At 27.4% G+C, this 23038-nt stretch carries 23 protein-coding genes; 15 read left to right on the top strand and 8 right to left on the bottom strand.

Annotation, left to right across the window (positions count from 1 at the left end; translation table 11 throughout):
- Positions 1 to 96 precede the first annotated feature (96 nt).
- From D9T19_RS07285 to D9T19_RS07275, 3 genes are read left to right on the top strand one after another with little or no spacing between them, the layout of a single operon-like run.
- On the top strand, positions 97 to 732 hold the full coding sequence (locus tag D9T19_RS07285; protein ID WP_121627571.1) for a hypothetical protein: 636 nt from the start codon (positions 97 to 99) through the stop codon (positions 730 to 732).
- Entirely contained in the window at positions 733 to 1293 is a 561-nt protein-coding gene (locus tag D9T19_RS07280) for a hypothetical protein (protein ID WP_121627570.1), read from the top strand. It begins immediately after the preceding gene.
- Positions 1283 to 3643: a PD-(D/E)XK nuclease family protein gene (locus D9T19_RS07275; protein WP_121627569.1), complete on the top strand. Its 2361-nt coding sequence runs from the start codon at positions 1283 to 1285 to the stop codon at positions 3641 to 3643. The genes D9T19_RS07280 and D9T19_RS07275 overlap by 11 nt, the downstream gene beginning before the upstream one ends.
- Before the next feature lie 14 nt (positions 3644 to 3657).
- On the opposite strand, the gene prfB is transcribed toward D9T19_RS07275, so the two are convergent.
- The 6 genes from prfB to plsY form a co-directional block, all read right to left on the bottom strand.
- Positions 3658 to 4752, bottom strand: a complete 1095-nt coding sequence (gene prfB / locus D9T19_RS07270; protein ID WP_121627568.1) for a peptide chain release factor 2 — start codon at positions 4750 to 4752, stop codon at positions 3658 to 3660.
- A gap of 133 nt (positions 4753 to 4885) precedes the next feature.
- Positions 4886 to 6052, bottom strand: a complete 1167-nt coding sequence (locus tag D9T19_RS07265) for a porin (RefSeq protein ID WP_121627567.1) — start codon at positions 6050 to 6052, stop codon at positions 4886 to 4888.
- Positions 6053 to 6130: 78 nt separating this feature from the next.
- Positions 6131 to 6763: a c-type cytochrome gene (locus D9T19_RS07260; protein WP_121627566.1), complete on the bottom strand. Its 633-nt coding sequence runs from the start codon at positions 6761 to 6763 to the stop codon at positions 6131 to 6133.
- A gap of 129 nt (positions 6764 to 6892) precedes the next feature.
- Entirely contained in the window at positions 6893 to 8071 is a 1179-nt protein-coding gene (locus tag D9T19_RS07255; protein WP_121627565.1) for a major outer membrane protein, read from the bottom strand.
- 230 nt (positions 8072 to 8301) lie between these two features.
- Positions 8302 to 8613: a dihydroneopterin aldolase gene (locus D9T19_RS07250; RefSeq protein WP_121627564.1), complete on the bottom strand. Its 312-nt coding sequence runs from the start codon at positions 8611 to 8613 to the stop codon at positions 8302 to 8304.
- Between the two features lie 39 nt (positions 8614 to 8652).
- Positions 8653 to 9276, bottom strand: a complete 624-nt coding sequence (plsY, locus tag D9T19_RS07245) for a glycerol-3-phosphate 1-O-acyltransferase PlsY (RefSeq protein ID WP_121627563.1) — start codon at positions 9274 to 9276, stop codon at positions 8653 to 8655.
- 113 nt (positions 9277 to 9389) lie between these two features.
- On the opposite strand from plsY, the gene nadA reads away from it, so the two are divergent.
- The 12 genes from nadA to ribD all read left to right on the top strand — a co-directional run bounded on the left by nadA (position 9390) and on the right by ribD (position 20742).
- Complete coding sequence (gene nadA, locus D9T19_RS07240) at positions 9390 to 10379, top strand: quinolinate synthase NadA (protein WP_121627562.1); 990 nt, start codon at positions 9390 to 9392, stop codon at positions 10377 to 10379.
- Entirely contained in the window at positions 10376 to 11197 is an 822-nt protein-coding gene (gene nadC, locus D9T19_RS07235; RefSeq protein WP_121627561.1) for a carboxylating nicotinate-nucleotide diphosphorylase, read from the top strand. The genes nadA and nadC overlap by 4 nt, the downstream gene beginning before the upstream one ends.
- Before the next feature lie 62 nt (positions 11198 to 11259).
- Entirely contained in the window at positions 11260 to 12246 is a 987-nt protein-coding gene (locus D9T19_RS07230; RefSeq protein ID WP_121627560.1) for a DHH family phosphoesterase, read from the top strand.
- Positions 12230 to 13615 (top strand): M23 family metallopeptidase, encoded by a 1386-nt coding sequence (locus tag D9T19_RS07225; protein WP_121627559.1) that lies wholly within the window; start codon positions 12230 to 12232, stop codon positions 13613 to 13615. Before D9T19_RS07230 ends, D9T19_RS07225 begins: the two co-directional genes overlap by 17 nt.
- Positions 13612 to 14517: a UDP-3-O-acyl-N-acetylglucosamine deacetylase gene (gene lpxC, locus D9T19_RS07220; protein WP_121627558.1), complete on the top strand. Its 906-nt coding sequence runs from the start codon at positions 13612 to 13614 to the stop codon at positions 14515 to 14517. Before D9T19_RS07225 ends, lpxC begins: the two co-directional genes overlap by 4 nt.
- Positions 14518 to 14526: 9 nt before the next feature.
- Positions 14527 to 14979 (top strand): hypothetical protein, encoded by a 453-nt coding sequence (locus D9T19_RS07215; RefSeq protein WP_121627557.1) that lies wholly within the window; start codon positions 14527 to 14529, stop codon positions 14977 to 14979.
- Between the two features lie 12 nt (positions 14980 to 14991).
- Entirely contained in the window at positions 14992 to 15873 is an 882-nt protein-coding gene (gene thrB / locus D9T19_RS07210) for a homoserine kinase (protein ID WP_121627556.1), read from the top strand.
- A gap of 36 nt (positions 15874 to 15909) precedes the next feature.
- Complete coding sequence (locus D9T19_RS07205) at positions 15910 to 16185, top strand: DUF448 domain-containing protein (RefSeq protein WP_121627555.1); 276 nt, start codon at positions 15910 to 15912, stop codon at positions 16183 to 16185.
- On the top strand, positions 16175 to 18862 hold the full coding sequence (gene infB, locus D9T19_RS07200; protein ID WP_121627554.1) for a translation initiation factor IF-2: 2688 nt from the start codon (positions 16175 to 16177) through the stop codon (positions 18860 to 18862). The genes D9T19_RS07205 and infB overlap by 11 nt, the downstream gene beginning before the upstream one ends.
- Before the next feature lie 2 nt (positions 18863 to 18864).
- Positions 18865 to 19224, top strand: a complete 360-nt coding sequence (gene rbfA, locus D9T19_RS07195; protein ID WP_121627553.1) for a 30S ribosome-binding factor RbfA — start codon at positions 18865 to 18867, stop codon at positions 19222 to 19224.
- Positions 19221 to 19649, top strand: coding sequence for a ribosome maturation factor RimP (gene rimP, locus D9T19_RS07190; protein ID WP_121627552.1), 429 nt, complete (start codon positions 19221 to 19223; stop codon positions 19647 to 19649). Before rbfA ends, rimP begins: the two co-directional genes overlap by 4 nt.
- Before the next feature lie 82 nt (positions 19650 to 19731).
- Positions 19732 to 20742 (top strand): bifunctional diaminohydroxyphosphoribosylaminopyrimidine deaminase/5-amino-6-(5-phosphoribosylamino)uracil reductase RibD, encoded by a 1011-nt coding sequence (ribD, locus tag D9T19_RS07185; RefSeq protein WP_121627551.1) that lies wholly within the window; start codon positions 19732 to 19734, stop codon positions 20740 to 20742.
- A 139-nt stretch (positions 20743 to 20881) separates the two neighbouring features.
- Here the strand turns inward: ribD and efp are convergent, their stop codons facing one another.
- Together efp and serA are read right to left on the bottom strand one after the other, a co-directional pair.
- Positions 20882 to 21442: an elongation factor P gene (gene efp, locus D9T19_RS07180; protein ID WP_121627550.1), complete on the bottom strand. Its 561-nt coding sequence runs from the start codon at positions 21440 to 21442 to the stop codon at positions 20882 to 20884.
- Positions 21443 to 21451: 9 nt separating this feature from the next.
- Positions 21452 to 23038: a phosphoglycerate dehydrogenase gene (gene serA, locus D9T19_RS07175; protein ID WP_121627549.1), complete on the bottom strand. Its 1587-nt coding sequence runs from the start codon at positions 23036 to 23038 to the stop codon at positions 21452 to 21454.

Below are 23038 nucleotides of genomic sequence, written 5' to 3'. Positions count from 1 at the left end.
GATATGGACAAAATTATAGGTATTTTACTTGTTGTCTCAGCTATAGTGACTTTATACTTTAGTTTCTTTAACGATGCAAAAATATTCGTTGGTTAAATGAAAAGTTTTAAAAATATAAAAATAGGAGTGATTTTATCACTTCTATTTTTTTTATCACAAAATATATTAGCAAATGGTTTTATTTTAAGTGATGATGGTTTAATTGACCCTCGTGCTCAAGAAAAAATCAATACTATGGGTTTAGAATCTAAAACTAAATTAGGTGTAAATATTTATCTTTATATAAAGAATACTTATGGTTTAGGTGATAAAATTAAAGGTAAAGAAAAAATTATCTATCTAAAAAATCATGAATCTCAAATTTTACCAGTATTAGAAAAACCATATGTTTTATTAACAATGTCAATTGTTGAGCAACATGTAAATTTATTAATGAGTGATTCTTTAAAAAAGATTATAGACAAAGATGATATTTTAGATGGATACGTTGTGCCCTTGTTAGCTTCAAAAGATAAAAATACTTTATATTCAAAAGTTAGTGCTGCATCTTTAAATGGTTATGCTGCAATTGCAGATACAATAGCTGATAGTAAAAACATAGAATTAGAAAGTAGTATTGGAAGTCAAGGTAAAATTGCAGGTACTATTTGGAGAGTTTTTATGTATACTCTTGTTGTAATTGGACTTGTGGCATATACTTTTATAATACTTAGAGAAAAGAGAAGAAAATAAATGAAAAGAAACTACTGGCCACTATTTTTTATCGGAATCTTTCTTTTTGCTTTTTCTATGATTGTATGGACTGTTAATAGTGCAATCAAACTTCCTGTAAATGAAGATAAAAGTTTTTTAAGATCTTATCAAGATGTTGAAGAAAATTATAATGATATTATTGATTCAAATGAAGATTTTTTAAGTAAATATATTTTTAATCTTCAAATAAATGATAAGACTTTTGGTTTAACAACTGAAGATATTAAATATTCACAAAGAGTATTAGAAAAAATATCAGATCATAAGCATTTATTAAAATATAATAAACAAAATGATATTAAATTATATGTAATGGATAAAGTTACAAAAGAGAAAAAAGCAATTGATATTGTATTAAAAATTACTATGAGTTCTTCAAATGATTTTGATATTCTTTTAAAAAATGAAGATTTTAAAAATGTATCTAATGAATATGTTACAAGTTTCAAAATTACAGATGAAAACAATTGGAATATAACTGGAACATTTAAAGTTGATGGAATAACAGGTTCTATTTATATAAAGACTAATGCAATTTAAACAAAAGCTATTAGTCTTCCCAACTTCAAGATCTATTAGATCTTACATATCTTTACAAAAGAATGAAAATACTTTACTTCCTTCAATATTGACAATTGATGAATTTTTTAAAAAATCAATTGTCTTTGATAATAAAAAATATATTGATGAAGAGCAAAGATTTTTATTCTTAAAAGATTCTATTAAAAATACAAATATCCATAAACTTGGAATTTCAGATAATTTTACAAAATTTTTAAAACAAAATGATTATATTTATAGATTCTTTTTAGAATTAGCAAGTGAAAAAATAGAAATAAAAAGTATTAAAGATGCTGATACTTATGAATATTTTTTAGAACACTTATCAATTTTAGAAGAAATAAGAAATAATTATTTAAGTATTTTAGATAAAAATTCTTGTGTTGATAGAGTTAATATGTCAATGCATTATAAAATAAATAAAGATTTTTTAAAAAGATTTGATTCTATTGAATTAGTATTTGAAGGATATTTTACAAAAGTAGAGTTTGATATTATAAAAGCAGTGAGTACTTTTGTAAACTTAGATGTGAAGTTTTATTCAAATGAATATAATCAAAAATCATTAGAAGTATTTGATTTTCTAAATGAAAAAATAGAGTTAAACTACAAATACAATATATCTTTAAGCAATAAAAAAATTATTTCAAAAGATGAAATCAAAAGTAAAATAAATTCACTTGAAATTAAAGGTTTCAATTCAAGAATAAATCAAATAGCATATATAAAATCAAGTATTACAAAAGCTATTGAAAATGGCGTTAATCCTTCAAGTATTGCATTAGTATTACCTGATGAGAGTTTTGCTTCTTGGTTGCAGTTATTTGATAATGAGAAGTATTTTAACTATGCTATGGGAAGAAATATAAAGAACTACAAACTTTATCAAATGGCTTATGCTATTAACTCTTATCTAAATGAAGATGAAATAAAACATACTAGTAATCTTAAATATTTAAAAATTGATAAAAACATAATTGATAATACTATTAAAACATTATGGAATAAAGTTTCAACAAAAGAAAACTTTGAATTAATTACAAACTACATAAGAGAAAATGAAAATAACAAAGAAATATTAGAAAAATATGATGAAATACTTTACAAGTTAAATATTCTTTTATTTTCAAATGAAAATAATATTTTAGTAAAAGATTTATATAAAATTTTCTTGCAAAAAATATCAAAAATCACACTAGATGATGTAAATTCTGGGAAAATTACTGTTTTAGGTTTATTAGAAACTAGGGCTGTTTCTTTTGATACTATTATAATTTGTGATTTTAATGAAAACTTTATTCCAAAAAGATCAATAAAAGATAAATTTCTATCAACTAAAATAAAAAGTATGGCAAATCTTCCTACTTCTTATGATAGAGAATCTTTACAAAAATATTATTACAAAAGATTAATTGATTCTTCTTCAAATGTTTTTATCTCTTATGTTAACTCTGATACAAATCAAATTTCAAGATTTGCAAATGAGTTATTTCCTAACAAAATAACTTCTGAAAGAAGTGATAATTTATATAAACATATTTTATATTTTAATCATAATATCACACATTTTGAAGAAGAAATAATCCAAAAAGTTGATTTAACTAAATTTGAATGGTCAGCAACTTCTTTTAAAATATTTCTAGAGTGCAAAAGAAAGTTTTATTTACAATATATTTTAAAAATAAATGAACATACACTATCATTAAAACCTAAAGCTTTTGAATTAGGAAGTATTGTTCATACTATTCTTGAAAAATATTATAAAGATTATGACTATGATAGTTCATATAAAACAATAGAAAATCTTTTCACAGAATTTAGAAGTACAAATCCATTTTTAGCACTTGATTTAGAAATATGGAAAAAGAAACTATATGATTTTTATTTATACGATAAAAAAAGATTAGAAAATAGAAAAGTAATAGAACTTGAAAAGAATTTTAATATAACTTTTGATGATATTAAAATAAAAGGTGTTATTGATAGAGTTGATTTATATGAAGATAGATATGAAGTAATTGATTATAAAACATCAAGTTCTCTAAAAGTTGATACTTTTAAGAACTATGAAAAATCAAAAGATTTTCAATTAGAATTCTATTATTTAGCTATGAGTGAAATGTATAAAACTGATAAAATAAATGCTTATTATTATGATTTAGCAAATACTAAATTAATAGAAGAAATAGCACTTGATAATAAACTAGAATTATTAACTAAGAAGTTTGATGATTTGAAAGAGTTATCAAAAAATGATATTAATTTTTCTAAGTGTGAAGAAAAAAGCACTTGTGTTTATTGTCCATATACAACTATTTGTAATAGATAAAACATAAGTCTTATCTATTTAGCAGTTGCTATTAATACATCTTCTATAATTTTTGTAATATCACCATCTAAAATTGCATCTACATTTGAGTATCCAATGTTTGAACGAGTATCTTTTACTTGTTGATATGGTTGCATTACATAAGATCTAATTTGATGTCCCCAACCATTATCTGATTTCTCAACTCCATCTTTTACTGCTTGTTGTTTTGCTAGTTCATATTCATAAAGACGTGATTTTAACATTTTCAAAGCACTAGCTTTATTTTTGTGTTGAGATCTATCATTTTGACATTGAACTACTATATTTGTTTCAATATGCGTAATCCTAATAGCTGATTCAGTTTTATTAACATGTTGTCCACCAGCTCCACTTGATCTGTATGTATCAATTCTAATATCTTTATCTTCAACTACAATATCAATATTATCATCAATTTCAGGACTTACCATAACTGAAGCAAATGAAGTATGTCTTTTTGCATTTGAATCAAAAGGTGAAATTCGTACAAGTCTATGGATACCATTTTCAGCTTTTAAATAACCATAAGCATTTTCACCTTTAATGATAAACGATACATCTTTGATACCAGCTTCATCTCCAGGTTGATAATCTAGTGTATCAATCTTAAAGTTTTGGCGTTCAGCCCATCTTAAATACATTCTATAAAGCATTGCAGCCCAGTCTTGTGATTCAGTTCCACCAGCTCCTGGATGAATTGTAACAATTGCATTTGAAATATCATCAGGATTTGAAAGCATTACTTGAATTTCAGTAGATCTTATTAAATCATCAAGTTCTTTAGCCTCTTCATGAAGCATTTCAAAAGTATCATCATCGTTTTCTTCTTGTGCTAATTCATAAAGTTCGTTTGTTCCACTTAAAGCTTCATTTGCTTTATTAAACTTACTTAGTTTTGATAATAATCTATTTTTTTCAATACCAATTTTAGTAGCATTTTCAACATCATTCCAAAAGTCTTGTTCTGATTCTAGTTTTATAATTTCTTCAACTCTAGCATTTAAAGCATCAGGTTTTAATATACTTCTAATATTTTCTAGTTTAGTATTTAATAATTTTAATAATTCTGAGTATTCGTAAGCATCCATATAAGTACAATCCTTTAAAAAATGAATTATACTTTAAATTTGTATAAAAGCTGTTTAGATAAGTTTTTATTAGATATAAAAAAAGCCTAGAGTAAAACTCTAAGCTTTTTTGTTTTTTGATTAATTTCTTTGACTAGAAAGAGTATTGGATATGAGCTCTACCAATAATAGAATCTAAATCACTACCATCTGCATAGTAACCATCTTTTTCTAATTGACCTAATCTAACATAAGTAGATAAGTTTTTACTCATTTTATATGCAGCTTGTGCATAAATTTCATTTTGGTCTATATCATTTGAAGCTGTACCAGCATCAATTTCACTATATTTTACTGCAAGATTTAATTTTTCAGTTACTTGAGCATTAACAGATGCATAAATAACAGAAGCATCACTTATCCCTGTTAATGTTACTCTCCAGTGATCATCCATACCAGCGTCTGAACTAGCATCAATAGCTACATTACCACCATCTTCACCTGTTTCACCATAAGCAAGGTAAGCTCCAAAGATTCCAGCTTGTGCACCCATACCTACTTTCCATAAAGTATTTTCAATATCAGATACATCTTCGTTTAATTCTGAATATCTAGCATAAGGACTTAATGAAACAGATCCTAAGTCAATATTTGTAGCAACACCAATTGAATATGCATCAAATTGATCTTCAGAATCTGCATATGTTGCATCTATAGTAATTCCTGAAAATGCTAAAACACCATTTACATAGTAAAAGTCATTAGAACCAGACACTACACTTGATAAAAGATCACCTGTATCAAGATTAGTTTGATTGAAATAACCAGCAGTTAAAGATACTAAATCACCCATATGAGTACTAGCTACAACACCTGTACCAGTTGCTTCATTACCTAATGAATCTCTAGAAAGAGTAAAAGGAGTTGTAATACCTTGTTTACCAATAGTAATCATAGTATTTTCAATACCAGAATAAGCAAAATTAACTTCTGATAAGAATACATCAAAGTTTTCATCACTCTCACTTTGAGTATTATATACATTTTCACCTGCATTATCTTGATTACCTGCAATAAATCTTGAGTTAAATTTAATATCATCATTTACTTTTGAGCTTACATTAATTGCAGCTTTATAATTATTTGCAGTATATGAGTCATCTTTTTGAGCACTGTTATTTTCTTCATAATTATTGTATCTATATACTACTGTTCCAGATACTTCAACATTCTTAATTGCATTTTCTAAACTCTGTGCATTTGCACATGTAATAGAACCAATTGCAATAATTGCGGCTAAACTTAATTTTGTGATTTTCATTCTTCTAGTCCTTTTTTATTAATACCATAAAGTTATCTGAATATTACTTATAAATTACTTATAATTGTTAACTATTTGTTAATTATTATTTATTTTATTTAAATATGAATAAATACCTTTTATTTCATTAACATCTAAGAAATTAGCATAAGGAGTCATTATAATGGCATTTTGTGTATTTCTTTCTCCTAGTTTGTAGTCTCTAATTGATAAAGTCATTTCTTCCATTGTCATATCTTTTAATGGTCTTGATGTATTATATGCTTTTTTCTCTCCATTTGTTCCATGACAAGATTGGCATTTATTTACATAAGTATTTTCCCCTGCTATTGCAGCGTCTTTTATTTCTTTTATTTCTTGGGCTTTTTTCTCTTCTTCTTTTTTATTTTCTAATTTTTTTAAAATTCTAGCTTCCATATCCGCTTGATTTTCTGTCGAACTTACTGTGTTACTTACTTGCTGTGTAGGTGTTTTAAGAATATATATAAAACTCATTCCATTTGGAGTTTGTGATATTTTTATATCTTCAACTATCCAGCCTTTTGCTTTCATATCATTGATAGTGTTTTGTCCAGCACAAACACCACCATCTAGTGGAGTATTTTCAATAGTACTCATTGATTTATGATTTTCTTTAAAACACATTGTTGTATCTGCAAAGATAGATGTTGAGCTTAATAATAGTATTGATGAAAGAATAGCTTTTTTCAAGATAAAGTCCTTTTTTTAGTTTTAAAGATTTTATCATAATAAGATTAAATATTTATAATAGGTATAAAAAAAGGGTTTAGAGAAAAATCTCTAAACCCTTGAAGTTTAAAAGTTTTATATTCTAAAATATTAGAATGTATATTGAACTTGTAATCTTCCTCTAACATCATCATTGATATCAGTGTTAGTTGTATTGTTTTCTTTAGTATATGTACCATATCTAACATATGTAGTAAAGTTTTTACTCATTTTATATGTAAATTGTGCATATAATTCTTCTTCTTCCATATCATCAGAACCTTGTACATAATCTACATTATTGTAGTTAGCTGAAATGTTTAAGTTAGATAATGCATTTACACCTAAAGTTGTTTGCCAGTAATCAGCATCAGCTTTACCATTTACAGTTGTACTCCAACCATTTACAGTAGTAACAGCATCATTATCTAATGCAGTTAAACCACCTTCATCATTAGTCATAGCATAAAGAACTTTTGCATTGAATATTCCCATTTTACCAGTTAATTTAACTTTAAAAATATCATTATCAATATTACTATCATCTAAATCTAATGAAGCATATCTAGCATCAATACCTACAGATGCACCACTTAAATCAAAATTAGCTTTTGCTCCAATTGTATATGAATCAGCAATATCTTGAACATCAATATACCATGCATCCATTGTAACAGGACCAGCAGCAACAATTGCACCAACTGTTACGATATCATCTGAACCATCTATTACAGTTGAAACTTTTGTTGTTCCAAGTTTTGCATCACTTGATGTATCTAAGTTACTTTGGTTAAAGTAAGCAGCTGCTAGTGTAACAGGTCCTACTGTCGAAAGTGCAAGTACACCTGTACCAGTTTGTTCATTTCCATCAGAATCAATAGCTACAGTCCATGGAGTTGTTAAACCTTGTTTACCAACATTAACTGTAGTATTTGAAATACCTGTATATCCAAAGTAAACATTTGATAAAGTAACATCAACGTTTCCATCAGAAGCACTACCTGCATCTAATGATGCGAATCCACTATCAGCTCCACCTACAATAAATCTAGAATTGAATTTTAAATCTTCATTTACTTTTGAAGATAAGTTTAATCCTATTTTATAGTTATTGCTATTTGCATCAGAAGTACCTGCTTCATCATTATTATAGTCATTATATCTGTAAACTACAGATCCTGATACATCTACATCTTTGATTGCATTTTCTAATGCTTGTGCATTTGCAGTAGTTGATAATCCAACAACAGCTGCCGCTGCTACTAAACTTAATTTTGCGATTTTTTTCATATGGTTGTTCTCCTAAAATTTCGAAATCTTTATTCAGTTTGTCGGAGCGCGCGAACTCATTCAAAATGATATATCTGAATCATTTCCGACATCCCGTTACTGCCATTCTACATTACAAAATTTTAAAGTTTTCTTAAAATTGAATGTTTTAGTGTTAATTATCTGTTAATTTAAGTTATATTTTAATTTATAATCTAATTGCCCTATTTTAGGACAATTCCTGTCCTATTTTAGTTTGAAACTGAGACAGTACAGTTCTTTAGTATGTTTGGTTTAGAAATATGTATATTTAGATTATTTATTTTATACAATTTGTATAAGTTAGTTTTGAAAAAGATTATTGCATCTTCAATTAGTAAAAATTTTCTCTTTTTCATTTGTTTTTCAACAAATGATGAAATTTCACTATAATCTATGAATTCATTTTCTTTGAATTTATATTCAAATGATATATTTATAATAACTTTTTGTTTTTTTTTACGTTCAAAATCTAATATTCCTATTATACATTTGAAGCTTAAGTCTTTTATTTCTATTTTCATAATTATTACTTTCTTGATTGAGAAAAGAGAGTTGTATTTTTATACAACTTTCTTTTCTTCTCCTTTTATTACTCTTATAATATTAGGTATATGTTTATAATATATAACGAATGCAATAATATACATTGGCATATTTGAACCAACATTTAATCCATTATTTAAAAAACTAGCTGTTATGATAACAGCTGTTAGTCCAAGTAATGACGATAATGAAGATATTTTTAAAAACTTTGCACAAATTATCCAAACTAATGCACCTATTATTGTAGGAATTGGAATTAAAACTAAAAAAACACCAAGTCCAGTAGCAACACCTTTCCCACCTTCAAGTCCTAGATATATTGAATAACAATGACCAAGAACTGCTAAAACAGCAATCCCCCAAAGTGTAGAATCACTTTGATTCATACTCATAGCAATTAATAAAACAACAGTTCCTTTAAGTGCATCAAGAATTACAGTGGCTAGTCCAAGTTTTTTAGCAAGTGCTGGATTTGTTTGTTTTACAACTCTTAAAACATTTGTTGCACCAATTGAACCACTTCCTGCACTTTTAACATCAACACCTGCAAAAAACTTTGCAAGAAGTAAACCAAAAGGGATAGAGCCTATTAAATAAGCACTTAAGTAGAATAAAATATTTGAGTTTGTGAAAAAATCCATTTATTACCTTTATATATAATGTATAGTCTTTATGTTTTACTTTAAATTAAATGGATTATAACAAACATTTTGTTATATTATCATTTATAAAAACATTTGTAATAAGGTTTATTTTGAATTTAAAAGAAGAAATAATAAAATTAAAAAATGAATTAGATGTAACATTAGTAGCTCACTTCTATCAAAGAGATGAAGTTTTTGATTTAGCTGATATTACTGGTGATTCATTAGAATTAGCTAAAAAAGCAAAAGCTACTGACTCAAAATTTATAGTTTTTTGTGGTGTTGGATTTATGGGTGAAAGTGTAAAAGTCATGAGTCCGGAGAAAAGAGTTTTAATGCCAAAAATTGCATGTTGTGCAATGGCTAGAATGATTGATGAAGGTTATTACGAGCAGAATCTTGAAAAAATAAATGCAGCTGGAATATCTAATGATGAGATTTTACCAATTACATATATTAATTCAAGTGCAGCTGTAAAAGCTAGAGTTGGGAAAATGGGTGGAATGGTTTGTACTTCATCAAATGCTTATAAGATTATTGAAAAAGGTCTAAAATCTGGAAAGAAAATATTTTTTGTTCCAGATAGATGTTTAGGTCAAAATTTTGCAAAATCATTAAATTTGAAGTCTGCAATTGTTGGAGATGGAAGTGATTTAAAAGAAGCTGATATTATATGTTATAACGGTTTTTGTTCAGTTCATCAACAATTTACTGTTGATGATATAGAATTTTATAGAGAAAAATATCCAGATATCTTAATTGCAGTTCATCCTGAATGTGATCCAAAAGTTTGTGATGCCTCAGATTTTGTAGGTTCAACTTCACAGTTAATTACATATATAAAAGAATTACCAGTTGAACAAAAAATTGCTGTTGGTACTGAGTTTAATATGGTAAATAGATTAAGAACAAAAAATACATATATTTTATCTTCTACAAAACCAGAGTGTCCAACAATGAATGAAACAACGCTTCAAGATGTTTACAACACTTTAAAATCTATAAAAGATGATAATATTATGAAAGAAACAGAAATTGTTGTGTCTCCTGAAAACACAAAATATGCAAGATTAGCTTTACAGAGGATGTTTGAAGTATGATTAATATAAAAAAATTTGTAAAAAATGCCATTATAGAAGATAATGGTAGAGGAGATTTATTCTTCGATGTAGCTCCAAAAGGTAGATTTACTGCACGTGCAATTGCTAAATCAGATGGAATAATTGCGGGAATTCAATATGTAAAAGTTTTAGCACGAACTGAAAAGTTTGATTGTAAATTTTTAAAAAGAGATGGTGATGAAATCAAAGCAGGTGAGGTTATAGCTGAACTTGAAGGAAAAGCTTCTATTCTTCTATCAAGTGAGAGAACATTTTTAAATATTCTTCAACATGCATCAGGAATTGCAACAATGGCAAATCAATATGCAAAACTTATGGAAGGTACAGGTGTTGTTTTATTAGATACAAGAAAAACAAGACCACAACTTAGAGATTTTGAAAAGTATGCGAGTAGAGTTGGTGGAGCAATAAATCATAGACTTGGTCTTGATGATTGTTTAATGTTAAAAGATACTCACTTAAGAACTATTGATAATTTAAAAGAGTTTGTGAAAAAAGCTAGAAAGAGAATTTCATGGGTTACAAAAATTGAAATTGAATGTGAAACATTTAATCAAGTAAAAGAAGCTATGGATGCTGGAGCTGATATTATTATGTGTGATAATATGACACCTGAACAAATAAAAGATGTTGTTAAATTTAGAGATGAAACATATCCACATATTTTATTAGAAGCTAGTGGTAATATTGATTTAACAACTATTAAAACTTATGCTCTCACAGGTGTAGATGCAATTAGTAGTGGAAGTATTATTCATCAAGCAACTTGGTTAGATTTTTCAATGAAGTTTGACTAATCATTAACTTTTTGTTAGTGTAATTTTTATACAATAAATAGTTCAAAATATAAGGATAGGGATTGAAAAAAGATTTTATAGTTAGTAACAAAATTGATATGGCAACATATACTCAAGCTTTAAAGCTAATTGAGGAAAGTAAATATATTCTAATAATTACTCATGTAAATCCAGATCCTGACTCAATATCTTCAGCACTTGCATTATCGAATTTATTTTATGAAAATAAAATAAAGCATAAAGTATTTAATATAAGTTCAGATTTACCAGATAACTTAAATTTTTTAAGTGGATTTGAAAAAATTACTGATCAATTACCAAAATTCTTCGATCTAGCAATTTCTGTGGATTGTGGGACTTATCCTAGACTTGGATTTGAATTAGATAAAGATATTCCTTTAATTAATTTTGATCATCATAAATCAAATAATAATTTTGGAACAATAAATATAGTTGATCCTATGAAAAGTTCAACCGCTGAAATTATATATGATTTTTTTAAGCATAATGGATTATATATTACTAAAGATTCTGCTACTGCATTATATGTTGGTATTTATGATGATTCTTTAGCTTTTTCATTAGCTAGATGTGATGAATTAACATTTGATAAAGTTAATTTTTTAGTTCAATGCGGAGCTAGTCCTTCAAAAATTGCAAATAAACTTCTAAGAAGAGATTCATTAGCAAAATATAGAATAATTCCTAAAGTTTTAGATAGCTTAGAATTATTTAAAGAAGGAGAAGTTGCTTCTATAATTGCTGAAGAAGAATGGTTTAAACAAACAGGTGCACATAATAGAGATTGTGAAGATGCTTTAGATATGGTAATGAGTATAGCAATAGTAAAAATTGCTTTTTTCGTAAGAATAGTATCTTCAAAAGCTAGAATATCTTTACGATCAAAGGGCAGTGTAGATGTATCTAAAATTGCTGGACATTTTAATGGTGGTGGACATTTTAATGCTGCAGGATGTACAATAGATACAAATGATGTAAATAAAGCAAAGAAATTAGTTTTAAAGGAAATTTTTGAGTTATATAAATAGAAAAAAAAATAATAAAGCAAAGATAGCATTAGTATATATTATTATTGCAATAATAATTGGCTTAGGTGCATTTGTATTCTTATCTCCAATATTTGAAAAGAATAGTCCTAAGATATCATTAGATAAAGAGATATTTTGGAATTTAAAATCTCCTTTAAAGGTTAATTTTAGTGATGATACTGAAATATCATCATATAATATTACATATTACGATGACAATAATGAAATTAAATTAGATACAAAGAAATTAGATGAATCAAAGGGTTCAATTGATTTAAATATTATTGCACCAAAAATAGATTTAAGAACAAAAACAAAAAATGCAATGTTAAAAATTGAAGTTACAGATACAAGTAAGTGGAATTTCTTTATGGGTAATAAAACTATTAAAGATATTAAAATCAAAATAGATAAAAAAAGACCAGTTGCTAATGTTATATCTAACTCTTATTTGATAAAACAAGGTGGAAGTGCAGCTGTTGTTGTTGAAGTAAAAGATGAAAACTTAGAAGATTTTTATATTTCATTTAATAATGAAGAGAGATTTGAATTATTTCCATTTTATAAAGATAATTTTTATATAGCATTAATTGCTTGGCCTATTGATATAAAAGAGTTTAAACGTGTAAATTTAGTAGCAATTGATAAAGCTAGAAATAAAACAGTAACAAAAGTACCTTTATATATTAGAAGCTTAAATATAAAAATTGATAATATGAAAATATCTGATAAATTTATTAACCAAGTAAGTAAAAATGTTCTTACAAAAAGTGGTTATGATATTCCTGATGATCAAGCATCAATTTTTATTAAAGAGAATAAACATTTAAGACAAAGAAATGTTGAGACTATCAAAAGAGAATCATTAAATAATATGAATAGGGATAAAGTTACTAAGTTTAATCTTAAAACTTTTAAACGATTACCATCATCAATGAAATTTGCAGGATATGGTGAAAGAAGAAATTATACTTATGAGGGTAAACAAATTGATGAAGCTTGGCATTTAGGTGTAGATTGGGCAAGTGTAAAAAATGCAAAAATATATACTTCAAATGATGGAAAAGTTATTTTTAAAGACTATTTAGGAATTTATGGAAATGCACTTATTATTGATCATGGTCTTGGATTAGGGACTCTTTATGCTCATACAAGTAAATCAATTGTTGAAGTAGGTGATATAGTTAATGCAGGTGATTATATTGCAAATACAGGATCAACTGGTGCTGTATTTGGAGACCATCTACACTTTGGAGTATTGATTCAAGGTATAGAAGTGAATCCTATCGAATGGCTTAGCAAACAGTGGATCAATGATAATATTACTAAAACTATTAATGATGCTAAGAAAGTGATTGATAAAAAATGAAACAAAGAACAATAGCTAAAGAAGTTGAAATAGTTGGAATTGGTTTACATAAAGGTGTTCCTGTAAAAATGAAACTTGAACCTCTAGAAGAAGATGCTGGAATAATCTTTTATAGAGTTGATGAAGGAATTACAATACCTTTATGTATTGAAAATGTTGTTGATACAAAAATGGCAACTGTAATTGGAAAAGATGGAATTATTATATCTACAATTGAGCATTTATTATCAGCTGTTTATGCTTATGGGATTGATAATCTTAGAGTTGTAATAGATAATGATGAAGTACCAGTTTTAGACGGTAGTTCATCTGGTTATTGTATGCTTATTGAAGAAGCAGGAATAAAAGAGTTAAGTAAATCAAAAAAAGCAATAAAAGTTAAAAAAGCTGTTGAAGTTACAACAGAAGATGGAAAAAGAGTTACTTTAAAACCATCAGATAGAATTATTTATGATTTTCAAATAGCTTTTGATCATCCTTCAATTGGTGAGCAAAACTTTCATTTTGATTATTCAATAAGTGAATATAAAGAGAATATCTCTCGGGCAAGAACTTTTGGTTTTTTACATGAAGTTCAATATTTAAGAAGTATTGGTCTTGCTCAAGGTGGTTCAATGGAAAACGCTATTGTTCTTGATCAAACAAAAGTTTTAAATCCTGAAGGTTTAAGATTTGATGATGAGTTTGTAAGACATAAAATACTTGATGCAATTGGTGATATGGCATTGTTAGGGTATACAATGGTTGGAGAGTATGATGCTGTTGCAGGAAGTCATCATTTAAATCACTTATTAACAAAAGAGCTTTATAAAGATGCTTCTAATTATGAAATAATTGATTTAGAAGAAGCTAGTGAAGAAGCAGAAGTATTTGAATTAGCTTATTCAAAAGTAGAAGTATAAGGTGATTATTTGACTGAAGTTATAGTTATAAGTATTTCAAATCCTTTATTAATTGGCATTTATGAAAATAAACAATTAATAAAAGAGTATAAGTTAGAAGGTAAAACATCGGATTTACTTCCTTCTTTGTTTAAAAAGATATTAAAAGAATTTGATATTAAAAGAATAAATTATGTAAATTCTCCTGGGTCATATATGGCAATAAAGGTTGCATATATTTTTTTAAAAACGATTAGTATTACCAAGAATATAGAACTTCTAGCTTGTAATGGTTTTGAATTTAATCAAAATTCTCCAATTAAAGCATTAGGTAAAAAATACTTTAAACAAATTAAAAACGAAATTAAAGTTGACTTTTTAGAAAAAGACGATATAATTCGCGACTTTAAATTACCCAAGAATATAGATAAGATAAATTTTAATAAACAAACACTGCCAATATATAATTTACCAGCTGTTTAAAGAAGGAAATAGATGAAAGTAAGCGTTCCAGCAACTAGTGCTAATTTGGGACCGGGTTTTGATACATTAGGCTTAGCAATTGCCATGAAAAACCAAGTAATAATAAGACCATCAAAATTTCATAGTGTGTCATTAAAAGGTGAGGGTGCTAATAATCCTGTTTTAAAAGATAACAATATGTTTATTTCAATATTTAATGATTTTTATCATAATTTAGCAGTTAAAAAGAGACATTATAGATTTGAATTTTATAATGAAATACCACTTTCACGTGGTCTTGGAAGTTCGTCTGCTGTAATTGTTTCCGCAATTGCTTCTGCTTATGCAATTGAAGGAATAAGATTAGAAAAAAGTAAATTACTGAATCTTGCTCTTGCATATGAAAATCATCCTGACAATATTACATCAGCAGTAATGGGTGGTTTTAATGTATCTAAAGTACAAGATAATGAAGTAACATTTATAAATAAATCTATTCCTAGATCTTTAAAAGCTGTTGTAGTTATTCCAAATAGACCAATATCAACGCAATTATCTAGAAAAGCATTACCTTTTAAATATTCAAAAGAAGATGTTATTTTTAATATTTCACATGCATCATTATTAACAGCTGCATTTATGAGTGAAGATTGGAAAATGTTAAGAACAGCTTCTTTAGATAAAGTACATCAAAAATATAGAATGAAACAAATGCCAGAGTTGTTTGATGTTCAAAAAACTTCACTAAGATTAGGTTCATTAATGAGTACACTTTCAGGTTCAGGTTCTACGTTCTTTTCAATGTGTTTTGCAGAAGATGCAAAGAAAATAGAAAAAGGACTTAAAAGTAAATTCCCACATTTTAAAGTTTTTACATGTGACTTTGATAACAGTGGTGTACGGATTGATATTTGATTTTTTTTGATATTAAGAATTTTTTAGGTATAATCGTTGGCTGAATTAAAATTAACATTACGAACATGTATTGTTTGTAGGAAAAAAATTGAGCAAAAAGAGCTTTTAAGATTAAAATGTGAAGATAAAAAACTTGTACTATACAATAATTATGGTAGAAGTTTTTATATCTGTAAGGATTGTATTAGTTTATTACAATCGGATATTAATCAGAAAGCCTATAAAAAAATAGAAAAATCACTTTTTAAAGAGTGCAAAAATAAAGATAAGTATGTTGAACAACTTAAGGAGATGCTAACAGATGTCAGATAAAGTAAGAGTTTATGAAATTGCAGAAGAGGCAGGAGCTAGTAGCTCAGATGTAATTGCAAAAGCTAAAGATTTAAAAATAGAACTTAAATCACCACAAAGCGCGGTATCAATTGAAGATGCTGAGGAAATTACTAATTATATTATGACTGGTAAAAGTGCTAAACTTCCAGTTAAAGTGAAAAAAACAGTAGTAAAAAAAGTAATAGAAGAGAAAAAAGAAGAAGAACCAACTCTAAAAGTAGAAGAGAAAGTAGAAGAAAAGAATGTAACTGCTAAAAAAGCTGATGCAATATCTAAACCTAATGCTGTTGATACTACATCATCTCCAATAGAAAAAGTCGAAGAAGTTAAAAAAGTATCTGAAGAAAAAAAAGAAGATGCTAAAAAAACAGAAGATAAGAGTGATGCCCCAGTAATTAAGAAAATAATTCCTAAAAGAAGAGGACTTAAAATTGTTAAAAAGAAAAAACCAAGAATTGAAGAGAAAAAAGTAGAATTTAATTCTCCTCTTGCTGGTGCACCTAAAAAACAAATGAAATCATTAAGTGAAATTTTAGGTAATAACAATGATGATAAAAAAGATAATACAGATTTTAAAACTAAATCTAAAAAAGATAAAAAGAAAACTACAGTAAGAGCTCAAGATCATGGTAGAAAATTAGATGTTAATAGAAACGGAGCTTCAGATGGTTTCTCTTCAAGTTCAACTGATTCTTTATTAGGTGAAGAAGTATTCTTACTTGATTTAGGTTTAGCAGATAAATCAAAATTATTAGAAGAAACAAAACCTCATAATCAAAATAAACAATCTAGATCTTCAAGACCTGCTGCTTTTGGAAATAGACCTCAAGGTTTAAAAAGAGGTAAAAGAAAGAAAAGATTTAAAAGAACAGAAGAAGAAATTGAAATTAATGAAGTTACAATTCCTGAAGATGTTAGAGTATATGAATTTGCAGAAGCTTGTGGAAAAACAGCATCTGATGTAATTTCTGTATTATTTGGTTTAGGAATGCTTGTAACTAAAAATGACTTCTTAAAACAAGATGAATTAGAAATCTTAGGTGAAGAGTTTGGTATTGAAGTTACTGTTAAAGATGCATTAGAAGATGTTAATTATGTTGAAGATTATCTTGAAGAAGATATCGATGAATCTCATTTTGTAACAAGACCTCCTGTTGTTACTATTATGGGACACGTTGATCATGGTAAAACTTCATTATTAGACAAAATTAGATCTGCAAAAGTAGCTTCTGGTGAAGCTGGTGGAATTACTCAACATATTTCTGCATATACAATTGACCAAAATGGTCAAAAAATTACTTTTGTTGATACTCCAGGGCATGCTGCTTTCTCTGAAATGAGATCAAGAGGTGCTGATATTACTGATATTATTATCATAGTTGTTGCTGCTGATGATGGTGTTAAACCACAAACTGAAGAAGTTATAGCTCATGCTAAAGCATCTGGTTGTCCAATTATTGTTGCAGTTAACAAAATGGATAAAGAAAGTGCAAATATGGATATGGTAAAAGCTCAAATGGCTGAGAGAGAAATGACTCCAGTTGATTGGGGTGGAGATGTTGAATTTATTGGTATTTCTGCAAAAACAGGTATGGGGGTTGATGATTTATTAGAAAACATTTTAATTCAATCTGAAATACTTGAACTTAAAGCTGACCCAGATGCAAAAGCTAAAGGTGCAGTTGTTGAATCATTATTAGAAAAAGGTAGAGGTCCAGTTGCTACTATTATTGTTCAAAATGGTACATTAAGAGTTGGTGATAATATTGTTTGTGATACTACTTACGGTAGAGTAAAAGCAATTACTAATGATATGGGTAAACCAGTAAAAGAATTAGGACTTTCTGAAACAGGTAATGTTTTAGGATTACATGAAGTTCCAGTTTCTGGTTCTGTTATGGTTGCACAAGATTCTGATAAAGAAGCTAAAGAAATTGCAAACACTAGAGCAGAACATGCACGTGCAAAAGAGCTTTCAAAATCTACTAAAGTTTCATTAGAAGAGATGAGTGGATTAATAGCAGAAGGTAAAATCAAACAACTTCCTGTAATTATTAAAACAGATGTTGGTGGTTCATTAGAAGCTATTAAAGGTTCATTAGAAAAAATTGCAAATGAAGAAGTAAAAGTTAAAGTTCTTCACGCAGCAGTTGGTGGAATTACTGAATCTGATTTAGTATTAGCAAATGCATCTGAGGGTTGTATTATCTTAGGATTTAATGTAAGACCTACAGGAAGTGTTAAACAAAAAGCTAAAGCTGATGGTGTTACTATTAATACATATACAATTATCTACGATTTAATTGATGATGTTAAAGATGCATTATCTGGTATGATGAGTGCAGTGATTCGTGAAGAAAATACAGGTCAAGCTGAAGTTAGAGATACATTCGTTGTTCCAAAAGTTGGAACAGTTGCTGGATGTTTAGTAACAGATGGTAAAGTAATCAGAGGTGGTCATGCTAGAATCATTAGAGATGGTATTGTTACTTATACAGGTAAAATTTCATCATTAAAAAGATTTAAAGATGATGCTAAAGAAGTTGCTAATGGTTATGAGTGTGGTATTATGTTTGATAAATTTAATGATATTCAAGTTGGAGATTTCATTGAAACATTTATTCAAATTGAAGAAAAAGTTTCGATTGACGACTAATTATGAAAAGTGTTAATTTACAAAGAACAGAATCTTTATTAATGGAGTTAATTCCAGAAGCTCTATCAGATTTATCTGATGGGCGAATTAACTCTTTAGCAATTACAGGTGTAAACTGTAAAAATGGTAAATATGATGCATTAGTTTATTTTGATGGTTCAGATTTTGAGAAAAAAGAAATAAATCAAATTGTTTCTTTATTAAATAAAGCAAATGGAAGATTGAAATCTCATATACTAGCAAGTACAGGCTGGTATAAATGTCCAGATTTTAAGTTTGTTAATGATACTTCTTTAGAAAAATCAAGAAATATTGAAGCATTATTCGCTCAAATTAATAAATCAAAAAGTGATAAAGAATGAATTTAGAAGAATCGATAAAATTAGCAGTTGAAAGTTTAGGTGTTGAACTTTATGATATTACTACTGCAAGAGAACATGATGATAATATTTATAGAGTAAGTATTACTTCAAAAGATGGTGTTAATTTAGATAAATGTGCAGAAGTTTCAAGAATGATATCTCCTATTTTAGATTTAGATGAACCACTTGGTGGTAAATATAAATTGGAAGTTAGTTCTCCTGGAATTGAAAGACGACTTAAAACTAAGCATCATTTTATATCTTCAGTTGGTGAAAATGTTAAAGTTAAAGATATCGCAACAGATGTTTTTAAAGGTAAACTTTTAAGTGCTGACAATAATAAAATTACTATTGAAACAGAATTTGGTAAAGAAGAATTAGAATATGGTTCTATTTTATCTGCATCTACTTATTTTAAATGGTAATAAAATAATAATAAATTAAAAAAAGGAAGTTGATATTCAACTTCCTTTTTTTTTACAAAAAAATACGATATAAAGAAGAAAAATGAAAATTAATAATGAATTTTTTATGAAATTAGCTATAGATGAAGCTTGGAAATATCAATTTCTTACTTATCCTAATCCTGCAGTTGGATGTGTAGTTACAAAAGGTGAGGGTGAAATATTATCAATTGAAGCTCATAAAGAATCAGGAATGCCTCATGCGGAAGTTAATGCACTTAAAGCTGCATTTTTAAAATATTATCCTAATGATTTATTAAAAACAATTTCTGATTCTTTTAAAATACATGAGTATTTAATAAAAAATCACAATGGTTTTTTTAATGATTGTACTATATATGTAACTTTAGAACCATGTAATCATATTGGTAAAACTCCTTCATGTGCAAATTTAATAAAAGAACTAAAACCTAAAAAAGTTATAGTGGCTCATGAAGATTTAAATAAAGTGGCTTCAGGAGGCTGTGAGACTATATTATCTAATAATATTGAGCTAGAGTTAGGTTGTTTAAGAAAAGAAGCTTATGAGCTTTTATATCCATTTATAAAGTGGAATAGTGGAACATTTATATTTTACAAAATGGCTCAAACATTAAATGGTTGTATTGATGGTTCTATCTCATCTAATCATTCAAAAGCATATGTTCATAGCTTAAGAGATAAAGTTGATTTAATGCTTATAGGTGGAAATACTGTACGAAGTGACAAACCAACTCTTGATGCTAGATATATAGCAGGAAATGCTCCTGACATTATGATATATAGTAAGAATAAAATATTTGATAACAAAATACCTTTATTCCATGTTCCTAATCGTAAGGTAATTATAAGTGATGATTTATTTAAACTTTTAGATTACAAGTTTATTATGGTTGAAGGAACATATAATTTATTAGATATTTTAAAAGAAAGATTAGATTATATTGTGCTAATAATAAGTCCAAAAATTAGAAAAGGTATTAATGCTTTAAATGAGTTAGATATTGATTTTAAGATAGTTCATGAAAATTATATTGGTGAAGAAAAATTAGTTTTTTTAAAAAGAAAAGATTAGGGTTACTTAAAGTGCTAAAAGGTTAAGATTTATTGTTGAAATCAAGATAGAGTTTTATTTGATGAGGGAGCTTACAAATGTAAGTGACTGAAGAAAATAAAGCTATATCGCAGTATTTCTACGATAAAGCTTATTCTTTTTATTTTACTTTCTCAATATATTCACCAGTTTTAGTATCACATTTAATAATGTCACCCTCTACTAAGTGAAAAGGTATTTGAACAATAGCACCACATTCTAAAGTTGCTGGTTTTTTACCACCTTGTGAATCACCTTTAAAATTAGGTGGAGTTTCTACAATTGTCATCTCTACAGTTGCAGGAGGCTCAACAGTAATTGCTTCACCTTTGAAGAACATCATATCAACATTCATTCCATCAATAATCCATTTTTCAGCATCACCAACTTGTTCGTAAGTTAAACCAATTTGTTCATATGTATTTGTGTCCATAAATTGTAACATCTCACCATCATCATATAAAAACTGCATAGTTTTTTGTTCTAAATCTGGAGTTTCAAATTTATCACCTGCATGAAATGTTTTTTCAATTGTTTTTGCATTTAAAAAGTTTTTAATCTTACATCTTACGAATGCAGCACCTTTTCCAGGTTTAACATGTGCATAGTCTGTAATCTTATATGGAATACCATCCACTTCAATTTTTAAACCTTTTTTTAAATCACTCATTCCTAAAGCCATAAGCTCTCCTTAAATTTCAGCGTATGAAACAGATATTGCTGCTTCTAAACTGTTAAGTTCTTTTAATGTTTCTGTGCAAACTTTTTCATCAACAAGAATAACAGCTAAAGCACCGTCTTTCCCTCTTGATAATCTAAAGTCTGCAATATTTATATTTTTATCACCAAGAAGTTTTCCAACTTCTCCAATAACACCAGGAATATCATTATTTCTCATAATAACCATTTTCCCTTTAGGCTCAATATCAAATACAAAGTTATTAATACCTACAATTCTTTGAACATTTTCATCAAAAACTGTTCCAGAAATTGCAATTGTACCTTTTTCAGTTGTAAGTTTTACTGTTACTTTATTACTATAACCACTTGTATTATTTGATATTTCAGCAGAATCAATTTTAATACCTTTGTCTTCTGCCCAGAATTTTGCATTAACATAATTAACTTCATCACCTGATGAAATTTTAAGTGCTCCAACTGTTGCAAAAGTGTTTAAAGAATCTAAATATTCAGAAATTTCACCTTGTGCTGATACTGTAATAGATCTAATTGCAGATTTATCAATTTGAGCACAAAGAAAAGCCATTTTTTGAGTTAACTCAATATATGGTTTTACAAATGATGGAATTTTACTTTCATCTATTGGTAAATTTAATGCATTTGGATATGCACTTCCTCTTGCAGATTCAATTGCATTTTGAGCAGCTTGAATAGCAATTTGTTTTTGAGATTCTTTTGTATTAGCACCTAAGTGTGCAGTTACAGTAACATTTTGTAAATCTAATAATGGGTGATTTATTGCTGGTTCTTTAATAAATACATCAATTCCAGCCATTGCGATTTTTCCAGATTTAAGGTTATTAACTAATGCTTCTTCATTATATAATCCACCTCTAGCACAATTAATTAAAATTACGCCATCTTTCATTTTAGCAATTTCTTCTTCACCAATTATATTTATAGTTTCTTGATTTTTTGGAGTATGAATTGTGATAATATCACAATCTAAAATATCTTGAAAATTTGTTGTATATTTAACATCTAAATCAGTTGCTTTTGTTGAAGGAATATATGGATCGTATGTTACTACATCCATTTCAAATGATTTAGCTCTTAATGCAACTCTATGTCCAATGTTACCAAAACCAATAACACCTAATTTTTTACCAAAAAGTTCATTTCCATACCAATCTTCTCTTTTCCAAATTCTTTCATTTTTAAGTTGATTGTGTGCATACGGAAACTTTCTCATACAAGATAACATATGGGCCATTGTTAATTCAACTGCTGCGATTGTATTCGCTGTTGGAACGTTCATAGCAATGATTCCTCTTTTGCTACAACCTTCCATATCAACATTATCATATCCAACACCAGCTCTAATAATCGCTTTTAGATTAACAGCTGCATTTAAAAACTTTTCATCAACAGTAGTTGATGATCTAGTAATTGCTACATCTGCATCTTTAATTACATTTAAAAGTTCATTTTTATCAATATCTGCTGCATATACATAATTAACATCTTCAGTATTTTTTAAAATATTTAATCCGTCTTCATGTATATGGTCACAAACTACGATTGTGTATTTATTCAT

Origin of the sequence: Poseidonibacter antarcticus, assembly GCF_003667345.1 — a bacterium.
In the GTDB taxonomy this organism is placed as follows: Bacteria; Campylobacterota; Campylobacteria; order Campylobacterales; family Arcobacteraceae; genus Poseidonibacter; species Poseidonibacter antarcticus.
The sequence above is the reverse complement of the archived record's forward strand: the minus strand, read 5'-3'. Positions and strand labels throughout refer to the sequence as shown.